Genomic DNA, 16,174 nt, shown 5'->3' with positions numbered 1-16,174 from the left:
GTTGCCCCCTCAATAGAGCGGAGCCAACGGCGCCAAAGGATCCGCGGCATGCGGAGTGAGGGCGGCAAAAGCGGCAGCAATGGACTTCACCGCAATCCGCAGATCGGGCTCCTCCTGGCTGAACGGCAGCCGAATGAACCGTTCGAATGCCCCCTGAACGCCGAAACGTGGTCCGGCGGCGAGTAATACGCCGTGATTGGGCGCGGTGGCGGCCAGGGCGGTGGAGACCGGGGCGGGGAGTTGGACCCACAGGGACATGCCGCCCGCTCCCTCGGAGGTGGGATGCCAGTCCGGGAGTTCCTCGGCGAGCGACTTCAGGAGAGTGGCTCGGCGCGAACGCAATTGCGCGCGCCGCTCGGTCAGGATGGTATCGGCGTGCTGGAGCAGGTGGACGGTGGCCAGCTGATCCATGACGGGGGTGCCGAGGTCCATGGTGGAACGGGTGCCGAGCAGTTTGGTGATGAGCGACTGATTGGCGCGCACCCACCCCACTCGCAGACCGCCCCAGAAGGATTTGGACGCCGAGCCGATGGTCACGATCTCCGAACCGCGCGCGAAGGCCGCCACGGGTGGCAGCGGATCGCCGTCGGTGAGGTCGAGATCGACCATGGATTCGTCGACGATCACGGTCATGCGGGTTTCGCGGGCGATGGCGGCCAGCTCGGCGCGGCCCTCCACATCCAGCAGCAGCCCGGTCGGGTTGTGGAAATCGGGAACCAGATAGGCCACGCTGGCCGCGGTTTGCCGTGCGGCACTGCGGATTCCGTCGAGATCCCAGCCTGTCGGCAGGAGTGGTACCGGGACGGGGCGCGCACCCACATCACGGACGGCCTCGATGGCATTCGGGTAGCTCGGATGCTCGATCAGCACCCGTTCCGCCGGTGTGGTGAGCACATTCAGCAGCAGTCGCAGGCCGTGCTGCGCGCCCAGGGTCACCAGAATCTGCTCGGGATCGGTGGGCAGTCCGCGCTCGGTATAGCGCCGCGCCAGAGCTTCTCGCAGCATGAGCATTCCCACCGGATCCATGCCGTGCGTGCCGAGATATGCCGGAAGTCCGTGTAGCGCAAAGGTATACGCATCGGTCATCTCGTGCGGTGCGGACATGGCCGCATAGGTCATATCGATGGTCGGCACCTCCGGCTGGGCCATCATGGCCAGCAGGCTGCGTGACGGTTTGGTGCCGTCATGTGCCACCGTCGGCGGCAGCGCCACGGTACTGCGGGAGCCCTGGCGGCTGATCAGATAACCGTGTTCGCGCAGGAGCGAATACGCCGAGGTGACGGTGGTGCGGCTGACACCGAGCGTGGTCGACAGGTCGCGTTCACTGGGCAATGCGATGCCGAGCGGGGCGCGCCCGTCGTGGATGAGGAGCCGAATACCTTCGGCGAGCGCCAGGTACGCGGGGCGAGGAGAGCGGCGCGCGGCATCGCTGTCGGCGCTGCCCCGGGCACCCGGCTCGTCCTGCCGCCACCGGCCCAGGTCCCGCGCCAGACTCGCTGCACCGATCACTCGTATTGCCATACAGTCCAGTATTAGGTCAGTGGATATTTCTTTCAAGTCCACCTGGCTGCACGCTCGAATAATGATCGAGTTCCTCGCCGCCCTCGCGGTCATCGCCCTGTTCGGGTGGACGGTGTATCACTTCGCTCCGGCGCCAGGTGAGCGCTGGGACTACCTGCTCACCCGGTACCGCCCGCATGCACCGATGTCGGACTGGTCGGTCGTCGATTACGAAGGTCGGCGGCAGTATTCGGATCTGGCCGCCATCCGTGCTCATGAAGACGTTCGCGAACTCCAAGAACTGGAGTCCGTGGGCCACATTCCAGTAGTCAAGCAGTCCAGTACTGAAAAATTGGTCTGATATCTCTGGTCGGACTCAATCGGAAACATGTCGGTCTCCCCATGCACACTGGCCTTATGTCCAACCCGGATCGCTCGCTGGCCGCGGCGCTCTTCGATACCGCGATCGGTCCCTGTGCCATCGCCTGGAGTGCCACGGGTGTGGTGCGCTTCCAACTCCCCGAAGCGGATGAGGAGGCCACCCTCACCCGTGTCACCCGTCCACACGCGGGCAAGACGGTCTACGAATCCGGCCCCACCGACGACATCATCGCCAAGGCCATCATCCGCATTCGCGCCCACCTCGCCGGTGATCTCGACAACCTCCGCTGGATTCCCTTGGATACCAGCGCAATCCCCGAATTCCACAGCAAGGTCTACGCCATCACCCGCACCATAGACCCCGGCCACACCCTCAGCTACGGCGCGATTGCCCACCGGGTCGGAGCGCCGAATGGCTCGCAGGCGGTAGGACAGGCCATGGGCCGCAACCCCATCCCACTCATCATCCCGTGCCACCGCGTCCTGGCCGCGGACCACGCGCTGCACGGGTTTTCCGCCAATGGGGGTGTGACGACCAAAGAGCGCCTACTCGAAATCGAACGCACCCCGGGCTTCGGCGAGCCGACCCTGTTCTGAAGTGAGGGGCTTCCGGCATTCCGCGCGGGTTCAATTCCAGTAGCCGGGCTCCGCGTAAGCATCGACCCGGCCTCAGCTGGGCGGCACCACGTTTCGGCTGCGCGCCACCGCGTCGAACAGAGTCCACCCATCCATCTCCCGGGCGCTCGTCTCCTCGGGTTGCCAGCCGCGAGATCTGGCTTCATCCAGCAGAGCGCGAACGGTGCCCGGCTCATGCAGATTCAAGACGCCACCCTCAGTTGTCCCGACGAACCCGGTGGGCATGAACCCGTCGGGAACGAGCCGCCCAGGACCGTCGGAAAACACAATCGTGAGCCGCCCACCCCCGTCCCTGCGAATACCGAGCACCTCACAACAGTCGCGATAGGCCCCGCTCTCACCATGATGCCGGTGCCGCAGCGACCAGAGAAACGTCTCCTCGCCAACCATAAGACGACGAGCCTTCCTCACATTGCGAACCACCCACCGATGCTAACTCCGCACCAACGGCCCCCGGCCGAGCAATCAAAAGTGTTGGTGCGGAGTCCTTCTCCTGTTCGGAGGCACGTTCCTACCAGCCGGCCTTGACGATCGGGCCGTAGTAGATGAACGGTGCCCCGGTGCCGTGGCAGGTTGTCCAAACGTCAGCGCCAGGCGTGAAGCGCATGTAGATCGGATTCGGTCCGAGCGAGTACTGATAGATGCCGGGCGATACCTGGTAGAACGGCGGCTGCAGGCTGGCGGCGTTACAGCTCCACCACTCGCCCGGTGCGATATCCAGCCGGATCACACCACCCGGTTCGGGTGTCGGAATTGGCGGAGTTGCCGAAGCCGCTTGCATACCCAACGTGCCACACGCGGAGACTGCTGCCATCAGGATGGCAATGCGCAGTGTCAATTTCATCTTCATCCTTTTTGCGCTGAGTTAGACAACAGCGCCGTATGCGCTGCCGATACCGAAGCCGACGATGCCGCCAGCGACGCCACCGGCGACAGCCGCCGGGATGCCGAGGAGAGCGGCTCCTGTGGCCGCACCTGCGGCCGCACCGACGCCCGCGCCGATCAACGCTCCCGCCGCAGCTCCGGGGGCTATGGCGACGCCACCTGTGGGGAATCCTGTTGTGATTCCGCCGATGACCGCACCGACGCCTGCACCGACGCCTGCACCGATCAGGCCGCCGGGGACGGCCCCAACGACTGCGGCAGGCAGACCGGCGGCGGTCGCGCCAGCCGCAGCTCCGATCACGGTGCCCGCGACTGTGCCAGCGGCCAGCTTGTCGGAGCGGCTGGCGTTGATGCCGATTGAGTTCAAGCCGGTGGCAATGCCCGCCTCGACCGCTGCGGCGCCGGTGTTCACTGGATCGAGCACGTCATTCGGGACATCGTCCGTCACCGGAGTGGAAAACGCTCCCACGCGGAGGGTGCGCGGGGGCGGGGCGATCGGGGCGACGGGGGCTACAGGGACCGGGGCGTGCAGGGTGCTCAGGTCGATGGCCGGGGCTGCTTCGGCGCCGGGGACCGGGCGGAAGTTGGGCGGCACAGCGTAATTCGGTGCGGGTTTGGGGGCGGGCGGGGTGGTCACGCCGGGCTGGATGGGGCCGGGGTGTGCGGCGGGGCGGTCGGCCGCGGGGGCGGTAACGCCGGGCTGGACCGGGCTGGTGGTGGCGCGGGGGGTGATGGTGCCGGGTGCGAGGCCGGGTTGGGGGGCCGCTGTCTCGGCGGGCCGGGGTGCGGCACCGGGAGTTTGGGGCGCTGTCGGGTTTTCGGGTGCGCTGCTGGATGCATCGGGGGCGGCGGGGGTGGCCGCGTTCTGGTCGGTGGCGGTGGAGCAGCCTACGGCCAGGGCCAGCGGGATCGCGCCTGCCACGAGGGCGCGTCGACGCACGCCGGGGTTCATATTTCGATGCCGACGAGCCACGTCGAAACACCACCTTCATCTGGTTTGAACGGTCATGACCAGGGGGATGATGGCGTCGTGCCGGAGCGGCGCGCCACTATTTCCTGGTGATCATGAATTCGGAGCGGGGAGGACCTGGGACGCTTGGTCTTTGGTTCCCGCACCACTTTCATGGTTATGGGGTTGTGTTCGGTGTGGCCCGCGACGTGGGTTTCCGCGGAAACTCTCGATCCCCCCGGACCGTGCTGGTCACCTGACCTGGGATGTTAGCTGAAAGGAAGCTATAGCTCACAATCGATTGTGAGATGGTGCACAGAGCTGGATGTCGCTGTGTGGAAGATGGAAAAGGCGCTGACTGATGGCTTAGTTGTCCATTTCCCCGGTCAGCTTCCGGATTTGCCGAGAGATGACCCGCCGTGCATGAGTTCCGCGAGCGCTTCACGATCGGTGACATCGAGCTTGATACACGCACGGTAGAGGTGGCCCTCCACCGTGCGGACCGAGACGGTCAGCCGATCGGCGATCTGGCGGTTGGACAGGCCCGCCGCGACCAGGTTGGCGATCTCGCGTTCGCGCGCGGTGAGCGGCAGCGGCTGCGCGGATTGCTTCAGCGCGGGCGTGCTGGCCCCACCGCAGGCCGCCGCCAGGCGGTTCGCCGTCGCGGCCGATTCCAGCAGCCTGCGCCGATCCCCGGCGCGTTCGTGTGCGGAGGCGGCTTGCGCCGCGGCATCGGCGGCGGAGAGCAGCGCCCCGATCGCCTCGAATTCGGCTGCGGCGGTATCCAATCCGGGCCCGTCGTGGGCGGCGACGGCCACCGCGTGCCGGGCTTGGGCCTGAACGAGTCGCCCATCCACCCGTGCGGCCAGATCGGCGAGGCGTCCGGCCACGCTGTGGTCGCCGAAGCGGGCGGCGGAATGCAGTGCGAGGGCCTCGATGGCGTGCTGATGGGAGCGAGCGGCCGCGTCGGCCGCACTCAGTGCGAGGCGGACGGCGGGACTGACGGTGCCCTCGGCAGCGGCCTGCCAGGCCCGGGCCAACTCCACCTGCGGTTCGTAGACAGCACTGTGACGCCCCCCGCGAGCGGTGGCGGCATCAATACTCTCGGCCGCCTCGGCGGCCCGACCGAGCGCCGAATACGCTTCGGCCAGACGAAGTCTCGCGGGGAACATCCAGGCCGCCGCACCTTCGGTGGCCAGTGCGGCAATGGCCTGCTCGAGATTGTCGACAGCATCGAGGAAGCGTCCCTGCGCGACATCCACGGTGCCCTGCAAGATCTTCGACATTCCCCAGGCCAGATACTGGCCGGGGGAGGAGTAGCCGAAATACCCTGCGGCACAGCGCCGAGCGGCATCCAGATCGCCGGTGAAGGTCAGCGCCAATACCTCGGCGTGCGTGGACATGAACCGATTGAGTCCGTCGATCTCCGATTCGATCTGGTGCCCGCGCGCCGCGTATTCACGCGCCGCGTCGCCACGCCCCATGAGCGCCAGCGCCAGTCCGCCGCCGAAAGCCGCCCACCACACCGCCCACGGCGGCGCCTCCGCATTGGAGATAACGGGTTCGGCCAGTGCGAACGCCTCATCGAGTTTGTTCTCGTTGACCGCACACGCCGAAGCCAGCCCATCGAGGGTGGCGACTATCTTCGGATGTTTCACCCGGCTGCGCACCGACTGCAACACCTCATCGGCATGATCGGCATCACCCATGGCCCACAATAGATTCGACACCCGCGTGCTACCCCAGCGGGCCAGCTGCACTTCGTTCAACTGATCCGGATCGAAGCTGGCGAGCGTCCGCTCGGCCTCGATGCGATGTCCCTGCCACAGCAGCGCCCGCGCCAGCAGATCAGCGGACTCCACCCCACCGCGCCGCTCCACCGCTGCCCGCGCGAACCGTTCTCCCAGTGGCAGATTCGCCAACCCGATGGCATCGGCGGCCGCCGCCTCGAACAACTCCAGATCAGCGGATTTATCACTGTCCAAAGCCAATTCGGCCAGTCGTATCCGATCGGACGCGGAATTGATGGGCCGCTCCCGCAGCGAGGAGTACAACCGCCCGCGCAGCCGCCGCGCCGACGCGATACCGAGTCGCCGCCGAATCACCTCACCGAACAGCGGATGGTTGTACCGCACCAGCAGCTGATGGCCGTTCTCGACAACCCGTATGACACCGCGTGTTTCGGCCGCCTCCACGGCCTCCTCGCCTACCAGCTCGCACAGCACATCCAGATCGATGGGCTCGCAGAAGGTGAGCAGCTCGAGTACCCGCAGTACCGGGTCGGGCAGTTGCTCCACCCGATCCTCCAGCAGCGCGGCCAATTCCGAGGTAACCGCGGCCCGCCCGCGCAGCTGCCACACCCCGCTGACCTGCCGCAGCGACCCCGCCTCCAGTGCGCCTTCCACCAGGTGCCGCAGGAAAAGCGCGTTGCCCCCGGATGATTCCCACATGAGGTTGGCGGTGAACCCCTCCAGCTGCCCGCCGAGCATGGATTCCACCAGCGCCACACTCTGTCGCTGGGTGAACGGTTGCAGGTCCACTCGCAGCAGGTGCCCGTCCTTCCACAGCGAGGTCACCGCATCCGGTACCTGCACCCCGCTGCGCACGGTGGCGACAATGGTCGCGGCCTTGTCGATGGCCAACTGCAACAGCAGCGTCGCCGACAGCTGATCCAGCAGGTGCGCGTCATCGACGCCGATAATCGTGTGCCCGTCCGCGAGCAGCGCTTCCCGCGCCGCCGCCATAAAGGTCACCGGATCGTGCGCGGTGTACACGCCGACCATATGGGCGAATACCCCCAGCGGAATACTGCGCGCCGATTCGGTTCCCGCCACCCACCGAACATTGCCCCCCACGGCGGCGGTGGCCTGCCGTGCCAGCGTTGTCTTACCGACCCCGGCATCACCGGTCAGGACCGCTCCGACGAAGTCCTCGCCGGTCAGCGCGTCCCGGATCGATTCGAGCTCGCTGACACGTTCCACCATCGGCCAATTCCGAGCCATGGCTCAACTGTAGTGCGCGGACCAATTGTGAGCAGGGCAAACGATCTGCGAAGTGACACAGACCGTTTGCCCCGAGTGTTGCTCCGAAATGGCGAGGTGCGCCGCTAGTCCGCCCAGACCTCGTCGAACGGGGTGCCAACCGTCGGCGGCGGGGTGGGAATCTCCGACGGGGTGCGGGAGAAGCGCGGGGCCGGGGCGTGCTGGACCACGCCGTCGATCTCGACGAGGCCGTTGCGGGCCTGGATATGCGGGTTCTCGGTGGCCTCGGTGAAGGTCAGCACCGGGGTGGTGCAGGCGTCGGTGTGCTCGAAGATCGCCCACCACTCGTCGCGGGTCTTGGTCTTGAACTTCTCGGTGAAAAGTTTGCGCAGCTCGTCCTGGCCATTGGGGTCGAGTTGGAAAGGCAGGCCCTCCGGGTCGATTTCCAGCCCCTTCAGGAATTCCGCGTAGAACTGCGGTTCGATACAGCCGACGGCCATGTACTTGCCGTCGGAGGTCTCATAGGTGTCGTAGAAGGCCATACCGGTATCGAGCAGATTGGTGCCGCGCTCATCGGACCACAGGCCCATGCCGCGCATGCCCCAGATCATGTGCGAGAGGGACAGTGCCCCATCGATCATGGCGGAGTCGATGACCTGACCCTTGCCGGAGGTCTGCCGCTCCACCAGCGCGGCGAGAATGCCGAAGACCAGGAACATGGAGCCGCCACCGAAATCGCCGACCATATTCAGCGGCGGCACCGGCCGCTCACCCTTGCGGCCGATGGCATTGAGTACACCGGTCAGCGAGATGTAGTTGATGTCGTGCCCGGCGCGATCGGCCATCGGACCGTCCTGGCCCCAGCCGGTCATCCGCCCGTAGACCAGGCGCGGATTGCGCTCCAGCGCCGTCTCTGGACCGAGACCCATCCGTTCGGTCACTCCGGGCCGGAATCCCTCGATCAGCACATCGGCCTTCTCGACGAGCCCGAGCACCTTCTCGATATCGGCCGGATCCTTCAGGTTGGCCTCGACAATGGTCCGGCCACGCCACTGCGGCCGCTCCATGAAGCCGGGAAACTGTCCCGGCCGCTGCACGCGCACCACATCCGCGCCGAGATCGGCGAGCAGCAGCGCCGCATGCGGACCGGGGCCGATACCGGCCAATTCAACAACCCGAACGCCCTGGAGGGGGCCCTGCTTGGCGGTGGATGGAGTGCTCACGCCCTACCTCGGTTCATCATCGATCCTGCGCTCCGGCTCACAACGCCGGTGTTGACAGTATGACAATAACGGGTCCGGCCAGCCGCCTCCACACCCCACCGCCGCCCGCTATTCGGTTCGCTCCAGCACGACGATCGGGATCTCGTCCTCGACGGCGGCCTGGTACCGCAGGTAGGGCGGGAAGCGTTCGGTCATGAAGTGCCACAGCTGTTCCCGCTCCCGACCCTGCGCAACCCGGGCCCGTGCGGTGAATCGGTCGGCGCGGATCTGCACCTGGGCCTGTGGATTATCGAGCAGATTGCGGTACCAGCCGGGCCGCGTGCCATTGCCGATTGTCGAGCCGGAGGCCACCAGGATGTACCGGCCCTCGTGCTCGCCGTAGAACAGCGCCGTCCGGCGCGGTTTTCCGGTTTTCCGGCCGACCGTGGTGATCACCAGATTCGTGACTCCGCCTTCGAGATAGCCATCCGCGCCATCGGTAGCGAGGTATCGCCGCACGTGATCGGCAACGGACCGGTCTGGACTGTCGATTTCGTTGTTCATGTCCCGACCATGACGGTCGCCGCTTCGGATGCGCTTCAGATCTCCTTCGGAACGGTGTCCGCCGGGTTGTCGGCACCCTTGCGGTAGGCCGCCTCGAATGCGGTGTCGCTGAGTACGGCGCGCACCCGGGCGGTGATCCGCTCGACATCGCCACGCTCCGCGCTCGGCAATGGCGCTCCGACGGTGGTCCGCATTGTCTCGGCCGCACCGAGCAGCCGCGCCGCTGCCTCCGGCCGACCCGCCAGCACCTCGGCTCCGGCCAAACCCTCCACGGCGAGTGCCACCGTACGGGGATCGCCGGTCCGCCGCGCGGCCGACAGGCCCGAATGATGAAGTGTGCCCGCGGCTTCCGCATCACCGCGCAGTTCGGCGACGAATCCGAGCTCGGCCATGATGAAGGCGATACCGAAGTCGGAGTCGAGTTGCCCCTCCCAGTCCAGCCAGCGCCGCAAATGCGTTTCGGCGGCATCCAGGTCACCGCGCCGCCGGGCGCTGATGGCCAGTCCGAGCTCGGCGTACTCCTCGCCGAGTTGGTAACCGTGTTCGGCCGCCAGCCGCAAGGCCCGGCGATGCAGATCGTCGGCGCGGGTGAGATCGCCGGTCAGCAGGGCGATCCGGCCGAGCTCGGACAACTTGTCCGACATCTCGGTCCACAGTTCCAGCTCTTCGGCCATCCGCAATCCGTCCCGGTGCAGACGCCCCGCCCGGTCGTAATCACCGACGATCTCGGCACACCGGCCGAGCAGCTGCGTCGCCCGCACCTGTCCCCAGCGATCACCGAGTTCGGTGAACATCGCCATGCTCTGCTCGCCGTACTCCGCGAGCGCCGTCAGATCACTGCGAATCAGCGCGTGCTGGGCCCGGGTGATCAGGGCGGCGGCCGTACCCCACTGATCGCCGTTCGCCCGGAAATTCGACAGGCTGCGCACGGCCGGGGTCTCGTCCTCCTGTTCGCCGATGAGGCTCTGCGCGTAGGCCATAAACCATTCCGCCCGTGCGTCTTCCGGCTGTCCGCTCGGGGGCACGGGCTCCTCGGAGTGCTGACCCAGTCGCCGGGTGAATCCGGCGCGCCACAGCATCGCGGATCGATTCGCCGGGAAGGCCGACAGCGCGCGAACACCCTCGCCGAGCCGCCCCCGCAATACCCAGTACCAGGCCAGGGCATTGACGAGTCGGCAGCCTTCGGGACCCGCGCCATCGAGCGCGTACCGCAGGTTGGGGGTCTCGGCATCCAGGCGCCGCAGCCAACGGCGTTGTTCCGGGCCGCGCAGGTGGGCGTCCGCACGCTCGGCGAATTCGGTGTAGTACTCGCGGTGCCGCCGCCGGACCTCCTCGAATTCACCTGCCTCCCTGAGTCGTTCGATGCCGTACGCCGCCACGGATTCGAGCATGCGATAGCGCGGCTCATCGGTGCCGGAGACGGTCAGCAGCGACCGGTCCACCAGCCGGGTGAGTGGGTCGAGCACCTCGGTGCCGCAGGACGCCTCGGCCGCGGCGAGAGTGCCGCCGTCCGCGTGAATTGCCAGTCGGCGCAATACCATTCGTTCGGGCTCGGGCAGCAGCTCCCAGCTCCAGTCGATCATCGCCCGCAGTGTCCGCTGCCGGGGCGGCGCATCGCGAGGGCCCGAGCCCAGCAGTTGGAACCGGTCGTGCAGCCGCCGGTCCAGTTCGTGCACACCCAGCGCCCGAACCCGGGTCGCCGCCAACTCCAGGGCGAGCGGGATGCCGTCCAACCTCCGGCAGATCGAGGTGATCGCGGCGACGTTGTCGTCCTCGCGCCGGAAGCCCGGCGCTGTCGCGTTCGCGCGGGCGACGAACAGTTCCACGGCGGCCGATTCGAGGTCGAGCGGCGGCACCACGAACAGCCACTCGCCGCTGATACCGAGCGGCTCCTGGCTGGTCGCGAGAATATGTAATCCAGGTGCGGCCCGCAGTAACTCGGCGCTCAGCGCGGCCACCTGTTCGATCACGTGCTCGCAGTTGTCCAGTACCAGCAGCATGCGCCGGTCCCGCAGCGTCTCCGGTAGCCGATCACCGACCGTGGCCGAGTCATCGCGCACTTCGAGCGCCGCGAGCACGGCATCGGCGACCCGGGTACCCGGCCCCTCCGGAGCCAGTTCCACCAGCCAGGTCCCATCGGGGAAGCCGCCGGATACCGCGCGGGCGGATTCGGTGGCCAGTCTCGTCTTGCCGACACCGCCGGGCCCGACCAGCGTGACCAGCCGGGCATCGGCCAGTAGGTCACGCACCTCCGCCAGCGCGGTATCCCGGCCGATGAGCTCGTTCACCGGTGCCGGGAGATTCGTTCGGGCACGGGTGGTTTCGGCCGGGCGCAGCGTATTGTCCTGTTCCAGGATGGCTTGATGCAGGGCGGCCAACTCCGGGCCGGGATCCACGCCCAGCTCATCCGCCAGGCGGGTGCGCAGGTCCTGGTAGCTCTCCAGCGCCTCGCCCTGGCGGCCTGCCCGGTAGAGCGCTCGTAAATGCACGGCGCGCAGTCGTTCCCGGAGTGGATGCCGGGTGACCAGATCGCTCAGTTCGTCGGCGAGCAAGCCGTGTTCGCCCAGTTCCAGCCGGGCCTCGGCGCGCAGTTCCGCGGCGGTCAGCCGCTGCTTCTCCAGTCGGGCGATAACCGGCCGGGTGAATTCCGCATCGGCGAAGTCGGCCAGCGCCGGGCCGCGCCACAGGGCCAGTGCGTCGCCGAGCAGCCGGGTTACCGAACTCGGGTCACCCGCCCGTCCAGCCTCCTGAATCAGCCGCTGAAAGCGCGCCGAATCCACTGTCGCGTCCGAAGACAGCGCGTAACCGGGGGCGCGCGAGACAATCAGGTCCCGCCCGCCGGGCTCGGCGTCCTCGAGCGCCCGCCGCAATTGCGAGACCCGGGTCTGCAGCGCCCCCGGCGGATTGGCCGGGAGTCTGTCACCCCACATATCGTCGATCAGCCGGTCCGCCGGAACCACCTCACCCGCGCTGACCAGCAGATGAGCGAGCAGAATCCGGACCTTCAGCTCCGGAATCCGGACCGGCCGCCCTTCCGATGTCCACACAGCAAGTGGACCGAGCACCCCGAAACGCATGGTCCTCACGGTATCCGGAGTCGAGCTGGAGTCCATCCGGAGCAAACCCGAAGCGGCTGCCGCCACTGTGAGCACCATGAACGAAGAGCCACTGCGGATGGTGATCCTCACCGAGGAACGCTCCGGTGCCACCGCCGCCGAACGGTTCGCCGAATACGCCGCGAGCCGCACCGAACTCGAAACCGACATTATCGATCTGTCGCTGGCCTGTCTCCCGGAGGTGCCGCGCGACGGTTCCGCGGTGCGCGATCTCGCACCCTGGCTGGCGGACGCGGACGCCTTCGTCGTGGTGACGGCCGAAATCAATCGGGGCTACTCGGGGTCGGTGAAGAACGCCATCGACTGTTTCGCGGCGGAATGGCGGGCCAAACCGGTGGGATTCGTCGCCTATGGCGCGCCGACCGGTGGCCGGTTGGCGGTGGAGCAACTCCGGTCGGTATTCGGCGGCCTCCATGCCATGACCGTTCCCGATGTCGTCGGTGATCCGTTCCGGGTCGAGGACGCCGAACGAATGACGAACCAGCTCGTCTGGTGGGGCCGCGCTCTCCGCGCCGCCCGTCCCTACACCTCGTGACCCACCTCTTGTGAATCCGAAAGCCTTCTAGGAGAAGATATGTCAACCGGTGCTTCCACCGACGTGCGAGCGGGAACGCGCGAATGGCTGGGCCTGACGGTCCTGCTGCTGCCGACCGTGCTCCTATTCCTGGCCATTACCGTACTGTTCCTGGCCACCCCCTATATCGCCGCCGACCTGGGGGCGACCAGTACCGAGATGCTGTGGATCAATGACATCTACGGCTTCGTCATGGCCGGGCTACTGGTCACCATGGGTACCCTCGGTGATCGAATCGGCCGCCGCCGACTACTGCTGGTCGGCTCGCTGATCTTCGGTGCCGCATCGCTTTTCGCGGCATTCGCACCCACCATCGAGTCGATGATCGGGGCCCGGGCGCTGATGGGATTGGGTGCCGCCGCGCTGATGCCGTCGACCCTGTCGCTGATCAGCACCATGTTCCAGAACGACAAGCAGCGGGCAACCGCCATCGGTATGTGGGCTGCCGCCGTATCCGCCGGTGTCGCGCTCGGTCCGCTGGTCGGCGGACTGCTGCTGGAGGCATTCGGTTGGGGCGCCGCCTTTTTGGTCGGCGTGCCGGTGACGGTGCTGGTGTTGATCGCGGCCCCGCTGCTGATTCCGGAGTACCGGACGGCGAATGCCGCGCGGATCGATCTGCTGAGTGTGGTGCTGTCCATGACCGCGTTGCTGCCGATCGTCTACGGCGTCAAGGAATTCGCCAAGTCCGGCCTCGGCCCGGTGTCCGTCCTGGCCATCCTGGTCGGCCTCGCCTTCGGCGTGGTGTTCGTTCGCAGGCAGGGCCGGTTGGACAGCCCGCTGCTGGATATGCGGCTGTTCGCCAACCGGACCTTCAGCGGCGCGGTGACCGTCTTCCTGCTCGGGGCGGTCGGTATCGGCGGGATCTATCTGCTGTTCACGCAGTACCTGCAGCAGGTCGCGGGACTGTCGCCGCTCGCGGCGGGCCTGGCGATTCTGCCCGCCGCCGTCTTGCTGATCATCGTCTCCACCGTGACGCCGGCCATCGCACGGCACGTACAGCCCGCCTACCTGATCGCCGGCGGTCTGCTGCTCTCCGCGATCGGCTACCTGGTGCTCACCCAGGTGGACAGCGTGGCTGGACTGCCCGTGCTGCTCATCGGCTTCTACATCCTCTACCCGGGTATCGCTCCGGTCATGGCGCTGGTTCCCGGCATGCTGATCGGCGCGGCCCCGCCGGAGAAGGCGGGCGAGGCGTCGGCGGTCAACAGCACCGCCGCCGATCTCGGCACCGCATTGGGCATCGCGGTTGTCGGCAGTGTGGGGACGGCCGTATACCGCGGCTCCATGACCGAGGGCGGCACGGCGGATGAGAGCCTGACCGATGCGCTCGCGGTCGCGGGAACCCTTCCGGGTGCCGCCGGTGAAGCGCTGATCGACACCGCGCGTGCGGCTTTCACGTCCGGTCTGAATGTCGCCGCCATTGTCGCCGCGGTACTCGCGCTGGCCGGTGCGGCGCTGTCGGTCACGGTGCTTCGCAAGCCTGCCGAGGCGGCGGAACCCGCTGAGGTGGCAGCGCCCGCGCCGGATCGAGAGCTCGAAACCGTCTGACGAGCGCAACCGAAAACGGGGCCGGAACCATATGGTTCCGGCCCCGCTTCACGTATCCGCGATTCAGCTCAGTGCGCGATCCAGATCGCCGAGCAGATCTTCGACATCCTCGAGACCGATCGAGATGCGGACGACACCGTCGGTAAGACCCACGGCCGCACGACCTTCCGGCCCCATGGCGCGGTGGGTGGTGGTGGCCGGATGGGTGATCAGCGTCTTGGCGTCACCGAGGTTGTTGGAGATATCGATAATGCGCAGCCCGTTGAGCACCTCGAAGGCCCGCTTCTTGCCCTCGTCGGCGGCCGCCTTCAGCTCGAAGGTGACCACGGTGCCGCCGCCCGACATCTGGCTCTTGGCCAGGTCGTACTGCGGATGCGATTCGAGGAAGGGGTATTTCACCCAGGCCACGGCGGGATGCCGCTCCAGGAATTCAGCAATGCGATGGGCCGAGGAGTTGGACTGACGCACCCGCAGCGGCATGGTCTCCAAACCTTTGAGCAGCGTCCAGGCATTGAACGGGCTCAGTGCCGGACCGGTATGGCGCATAAGGTTTTTCACCGGGCCGTCGATGTACTCCTGGGAGCCGAGAATGGCCCCGCCGAGTACCCGGCCCTGCCCGTCGATGTGCTTGGTGCCCGAGTAGACGAGCACATCCGCGCCGAGTTCGAAGCCGCGCTGCAGCAGCGGGGTGGCGAAGACATTGTCCAGCACCACCTTCGCGCCGGCCGCGTGCGCGAGCTCGGTGACACGGCGTACGTCGACCAGCGATTGCATGGGGTTGGACGGGGTTTCGAAGAACACCGCCTGGGTGGGCACCGACAGTGCCCGCTCCCACTGCTCCAGGTCCTCGCCGTCGACAAAGACCGTCTCCACGCCCCAGCGCGGCAGAATCTCATTGGCCACAACGAAACACGAGCCGAACAGGCTGCGGGCCGCGACCAGTCGGTCACCGGCGCTGAGCAGTGCGCCCAACGCGGTGAAGACCGCCGACATACCGCTGGCGGTGGCGAAACACGCTTCGCCGCCGTCGATCAGGCGCAGCCGCTCCTCGAACATGGCGACGGTGGGGTTGCCGTAGCGGGAGTAGACGTAGTGCTCGATATCGCCGGTGAACGATGCCTCGGCCGCCTCGGCACTCGCGTAGACGAAGCCCGAGTTCAGGAACAGGGCCTCGGAGGTCTCATCGAAACCGGTGCGGCGCAAGCCACCTCGTACGCCGAGGGTGGCGGGGCCGACGCCTTCCGGCAGCGGCCTGTCGAATGAGCCTCCGGTGATCACGACTGCCTCCTGATGGCAGGGCCCCTGTGGCGTGGCGCGTGTGCCGGAATGGTCATGGTCATGACTGCCTCCTGATGGCAGGGCCCCTGTGGCGTGGCGCGTGTGTCGGGATGGTCATGGTCATGACTGCCTCCACGGAAGCCCTTCGGCGCGCCAGCCGGAGCCGCCGCGGTGTCCTTGCGCGTCGAGCGCGCCCTCGAAACCTTCGACCACATTGAAGGAGGGCTCGAAGCCCACCGCGGTGGCGGCGGTCGCGGCGCCGATGGACCGCTGGCCGGAGCGACAGATGAAGATCACGGGCGCGTCCCCGGCGGGATCGCGCTCGGCGAGCGCCTGCTTCAGCTGATCGGTGAATCGGGTATTGCGCGTGCCGGTGACATCCACCCACTCGATCAGTGCGGTCGGTCGTCCGATGCCGCCGGTGTCGGGCACGCCGACGAACCGCCATTCGGCCTCGGTGCGCACATCGACCAGCACCGCGTCCGGATTGTCACGCAATAGCTCCCACGCCTGTCTCGGCGTGATGTCACCCGCATAGCTCACTGTTCTAGAACCTCCTG

14 protein-coding genes are annotated in these 16,174 nt (G+C 67.1%); 4 read left to right on the top strand and 10 right to left on the bottom strand.

From position 1 onward, the window contains the following. Window positions 1-9 precede the first annotated feature (9 nt). Window positions 10-1,521, bottom strand: a complete 1,512-nt coding sequence (yczR, locus tag NU1_RS38760; protein WP_067529321.1) for a MocR-like transcription factor YczR — start codon at window positions 1,519-1,521, stop codon at window positions 10-12. A 19-nt stretch (window positions 1,522-1,540) separates the two neighbouring features. Between yczR and NU1_RS38755 the strand changes: the two genes are divergently transcribed. Both NU1_RS38755 and NU1_RS38750 read left to right on the top strand, forming a co-directional pair. After that, complete coding sequence (locus NU1_RS38755) at window positions 1,541-1,861, top strand: hypothetical protein (RefSeq protein WP_067529317.1); 321 nt, start codon at window positions 1,541-1,543, stop codon at window positions 1,859-1,861. A 56-nt stretch (window positions 1,862-1,917) separates the two neighbouring features. Beyond that, on the top strand, window positions 1,918-2,478 hold the full coding sequence (locus tag NU1_RS38750) for a methylated-DNA--[protein]-cysteine S-methyltransferase (RefSeq protein ID WP_157553600.1): 561 nt from the start codon (window positions 1,918-1,920) through the stop codon (window positions 2,476-2,478). Window positions 2,479-2,550: 72 nt separating this feature from the next. On the opposite strand, the gene NU1_RS38745 is transcribed toward NU1_RS38750, so the two are convergent. The 7 genes from NU1_RS38745 to NU1_RS38715 form a co-directional block, all read right to left on the bottom strand. Next, on the bottom strand, window positions 2,551-2,940 hold the full coding sequence (locus NU1_RS38745; RefSeq protein WP_212762314.1) for a hypothetical protein: 390 nt from the start codon (window positions 2,938-2,940) through the stop codon (window positions 2,551-2,553). An 88-nt stretch (window positions 2,941-3,028) separates the two neighbouring features. Continuing rightward, window positions 3,029-3,361, bottom strand: coding sequence for a hypothetical protein (locus NU1_RS38740; RefSeq protein ID WP_157553599.1), 333 nt, complete (start codon window positions 3,359-3,361; stop codon window positions 3,029-3,031). A gap of 21 nt (window positions 3,362-3,382) precedes the next feature. Continuing rightward, window positions 3,383-4,375 (bottom strand): hypothetical protein, encoded by a 993-nt coding sequence (locus NU1_RS43945; RefSeq protein ID WP_157553597.1) that lies wholly within the window; start codon window positions 4,373-4,375, stop codon window positions 3,383-3,385. A gap of 362 nt (window positions 4,376-4,737) precedes the next feature. Then, a complete protein-coding gene (locus NU1_RS38730) occupies window positions 4,738-7,353 on the bottom strand; it encodes a helix-turn-helix transcriptional regulator (RefSeq protein ID WP_067529305.1) in 2,616 nt (871 codons plus the stop codon). Between the two features lie 104 nt (window positions 7,354-7,457). Further along, the gene (locus NU1_RS38725; protein ID WP_067529304.1) at window positions 7,458-8,555 is read right to left on the bottom strand and encodes a CaiB/BaiF CoA transferase family protein; all 1,098 of its coding nucleotides are present in this window, start codon (window positions 8,553-8,555) and stop codon (window positions 7,458-7,460) included. Window positions 8,556-8,663: 108 nt separating this feature from the next. Further along, on the bottom strand, window positions 8,664-9,098 hold the full coding sequence (locus NU1_RS38720) for a nitroreductase family deazaflavin-dependent oxidoreductase (RefSeq protein ID WP_067529302.1): 435 nt from the start codon (window positions 9,096-9,098) through the stop codon (window positions 8,664-8,666). A gap of 35 nt (window positions 9,099-9,133) precedes the next feature. Beyond that, window positions 9,134-12,175 carry an AfsR/SARP family transcriptional regulator gene (locus NU1_RS38715; protein WP_067529300.1) on the bottom strand — a complete coding sequence of 1,014 codons (3,042 nt, stop codon included), beginning with the start codon at window positions 12,173-12,175 and terminating at the stop codon, window positions 9,134-9,136. A 76-nt stretch (window positions 12,176-12,251) separates the two neighbouring features. Here NU1_RS38715 and NU1_RS38710 point away from each other — a divergent pair, with 76 nt between their 5' ends. Next, entirely contained in the window at window positions 12,252-12,749 is a 498-nt protein-coding gene (locus NU1_RS38710) for an NADPH-dependent FMN reductase (protein ID WP_067529329.1), read from the top strand. A gap of 39 nt (window positions 12,750-12,788) precedes the next feature. Continuing rightward, entirely contained in the window at window positions 12,789-14,336 is a 1,548-nt protein-coding gene (locus tag NU1_RS38705; protein ID WP_067529298.1) for an MFS transporter, read from the top strand. 63 nt (window positions 14,337-14,399) lie between these two features. On the opposite strand, the gene NU1_RS38700 is transcribed toward NU1_RS38705, so the two are convergent. Both NU1_RS38700 and NU1_RS38695 read right to left on the bottom strand, forming a co-directional pair. Continuing rightward, window positions 14,400-15,614, bottom strand: a complete 1,215-nt coding sequence (locus NU1_RS38700; RefSeq protein ID WP_067529296.1) for an O-succinylhomoserine sulfhydrylase — start codon at window positions 15,612-15,614, stop codon at window positions 14,400-14,402. 120 nt (window positions 15,615-15,734) lie between these two features. Further along, the gene (locus NU1_RS38695; RefSeq protein ID WP_067529293.1) at window positions 15,735-16,157 is read right to left on the bottom strand and encodes a rhodanese-like domain-containing protein; all 423 of its coding nucleotides are present in this window, start codon (window positions 16,155-16,157) and stop codon (window positions 15,735-15,737) included. Window positions 16,158-16,174 lie beyond the last annotated feature (17 nt).

Source organism: Nocardia uniformis NBRC 13702 (genome assembly GCF_001613345.1).
In the GTDB taxonomy this organism is placed as follows: domain Bacteria; phylum Actinomycetota; class Actinomycetes; order Mycobacteriales; family Mycobacteriaceae; genus Nocardia; species Nocardia uniformis.
The sequence above is the reverse complement of the archived record's forward strand: the minus strand, read 5'-3'. Positions and strand labels throughout refer to the sequence as shown.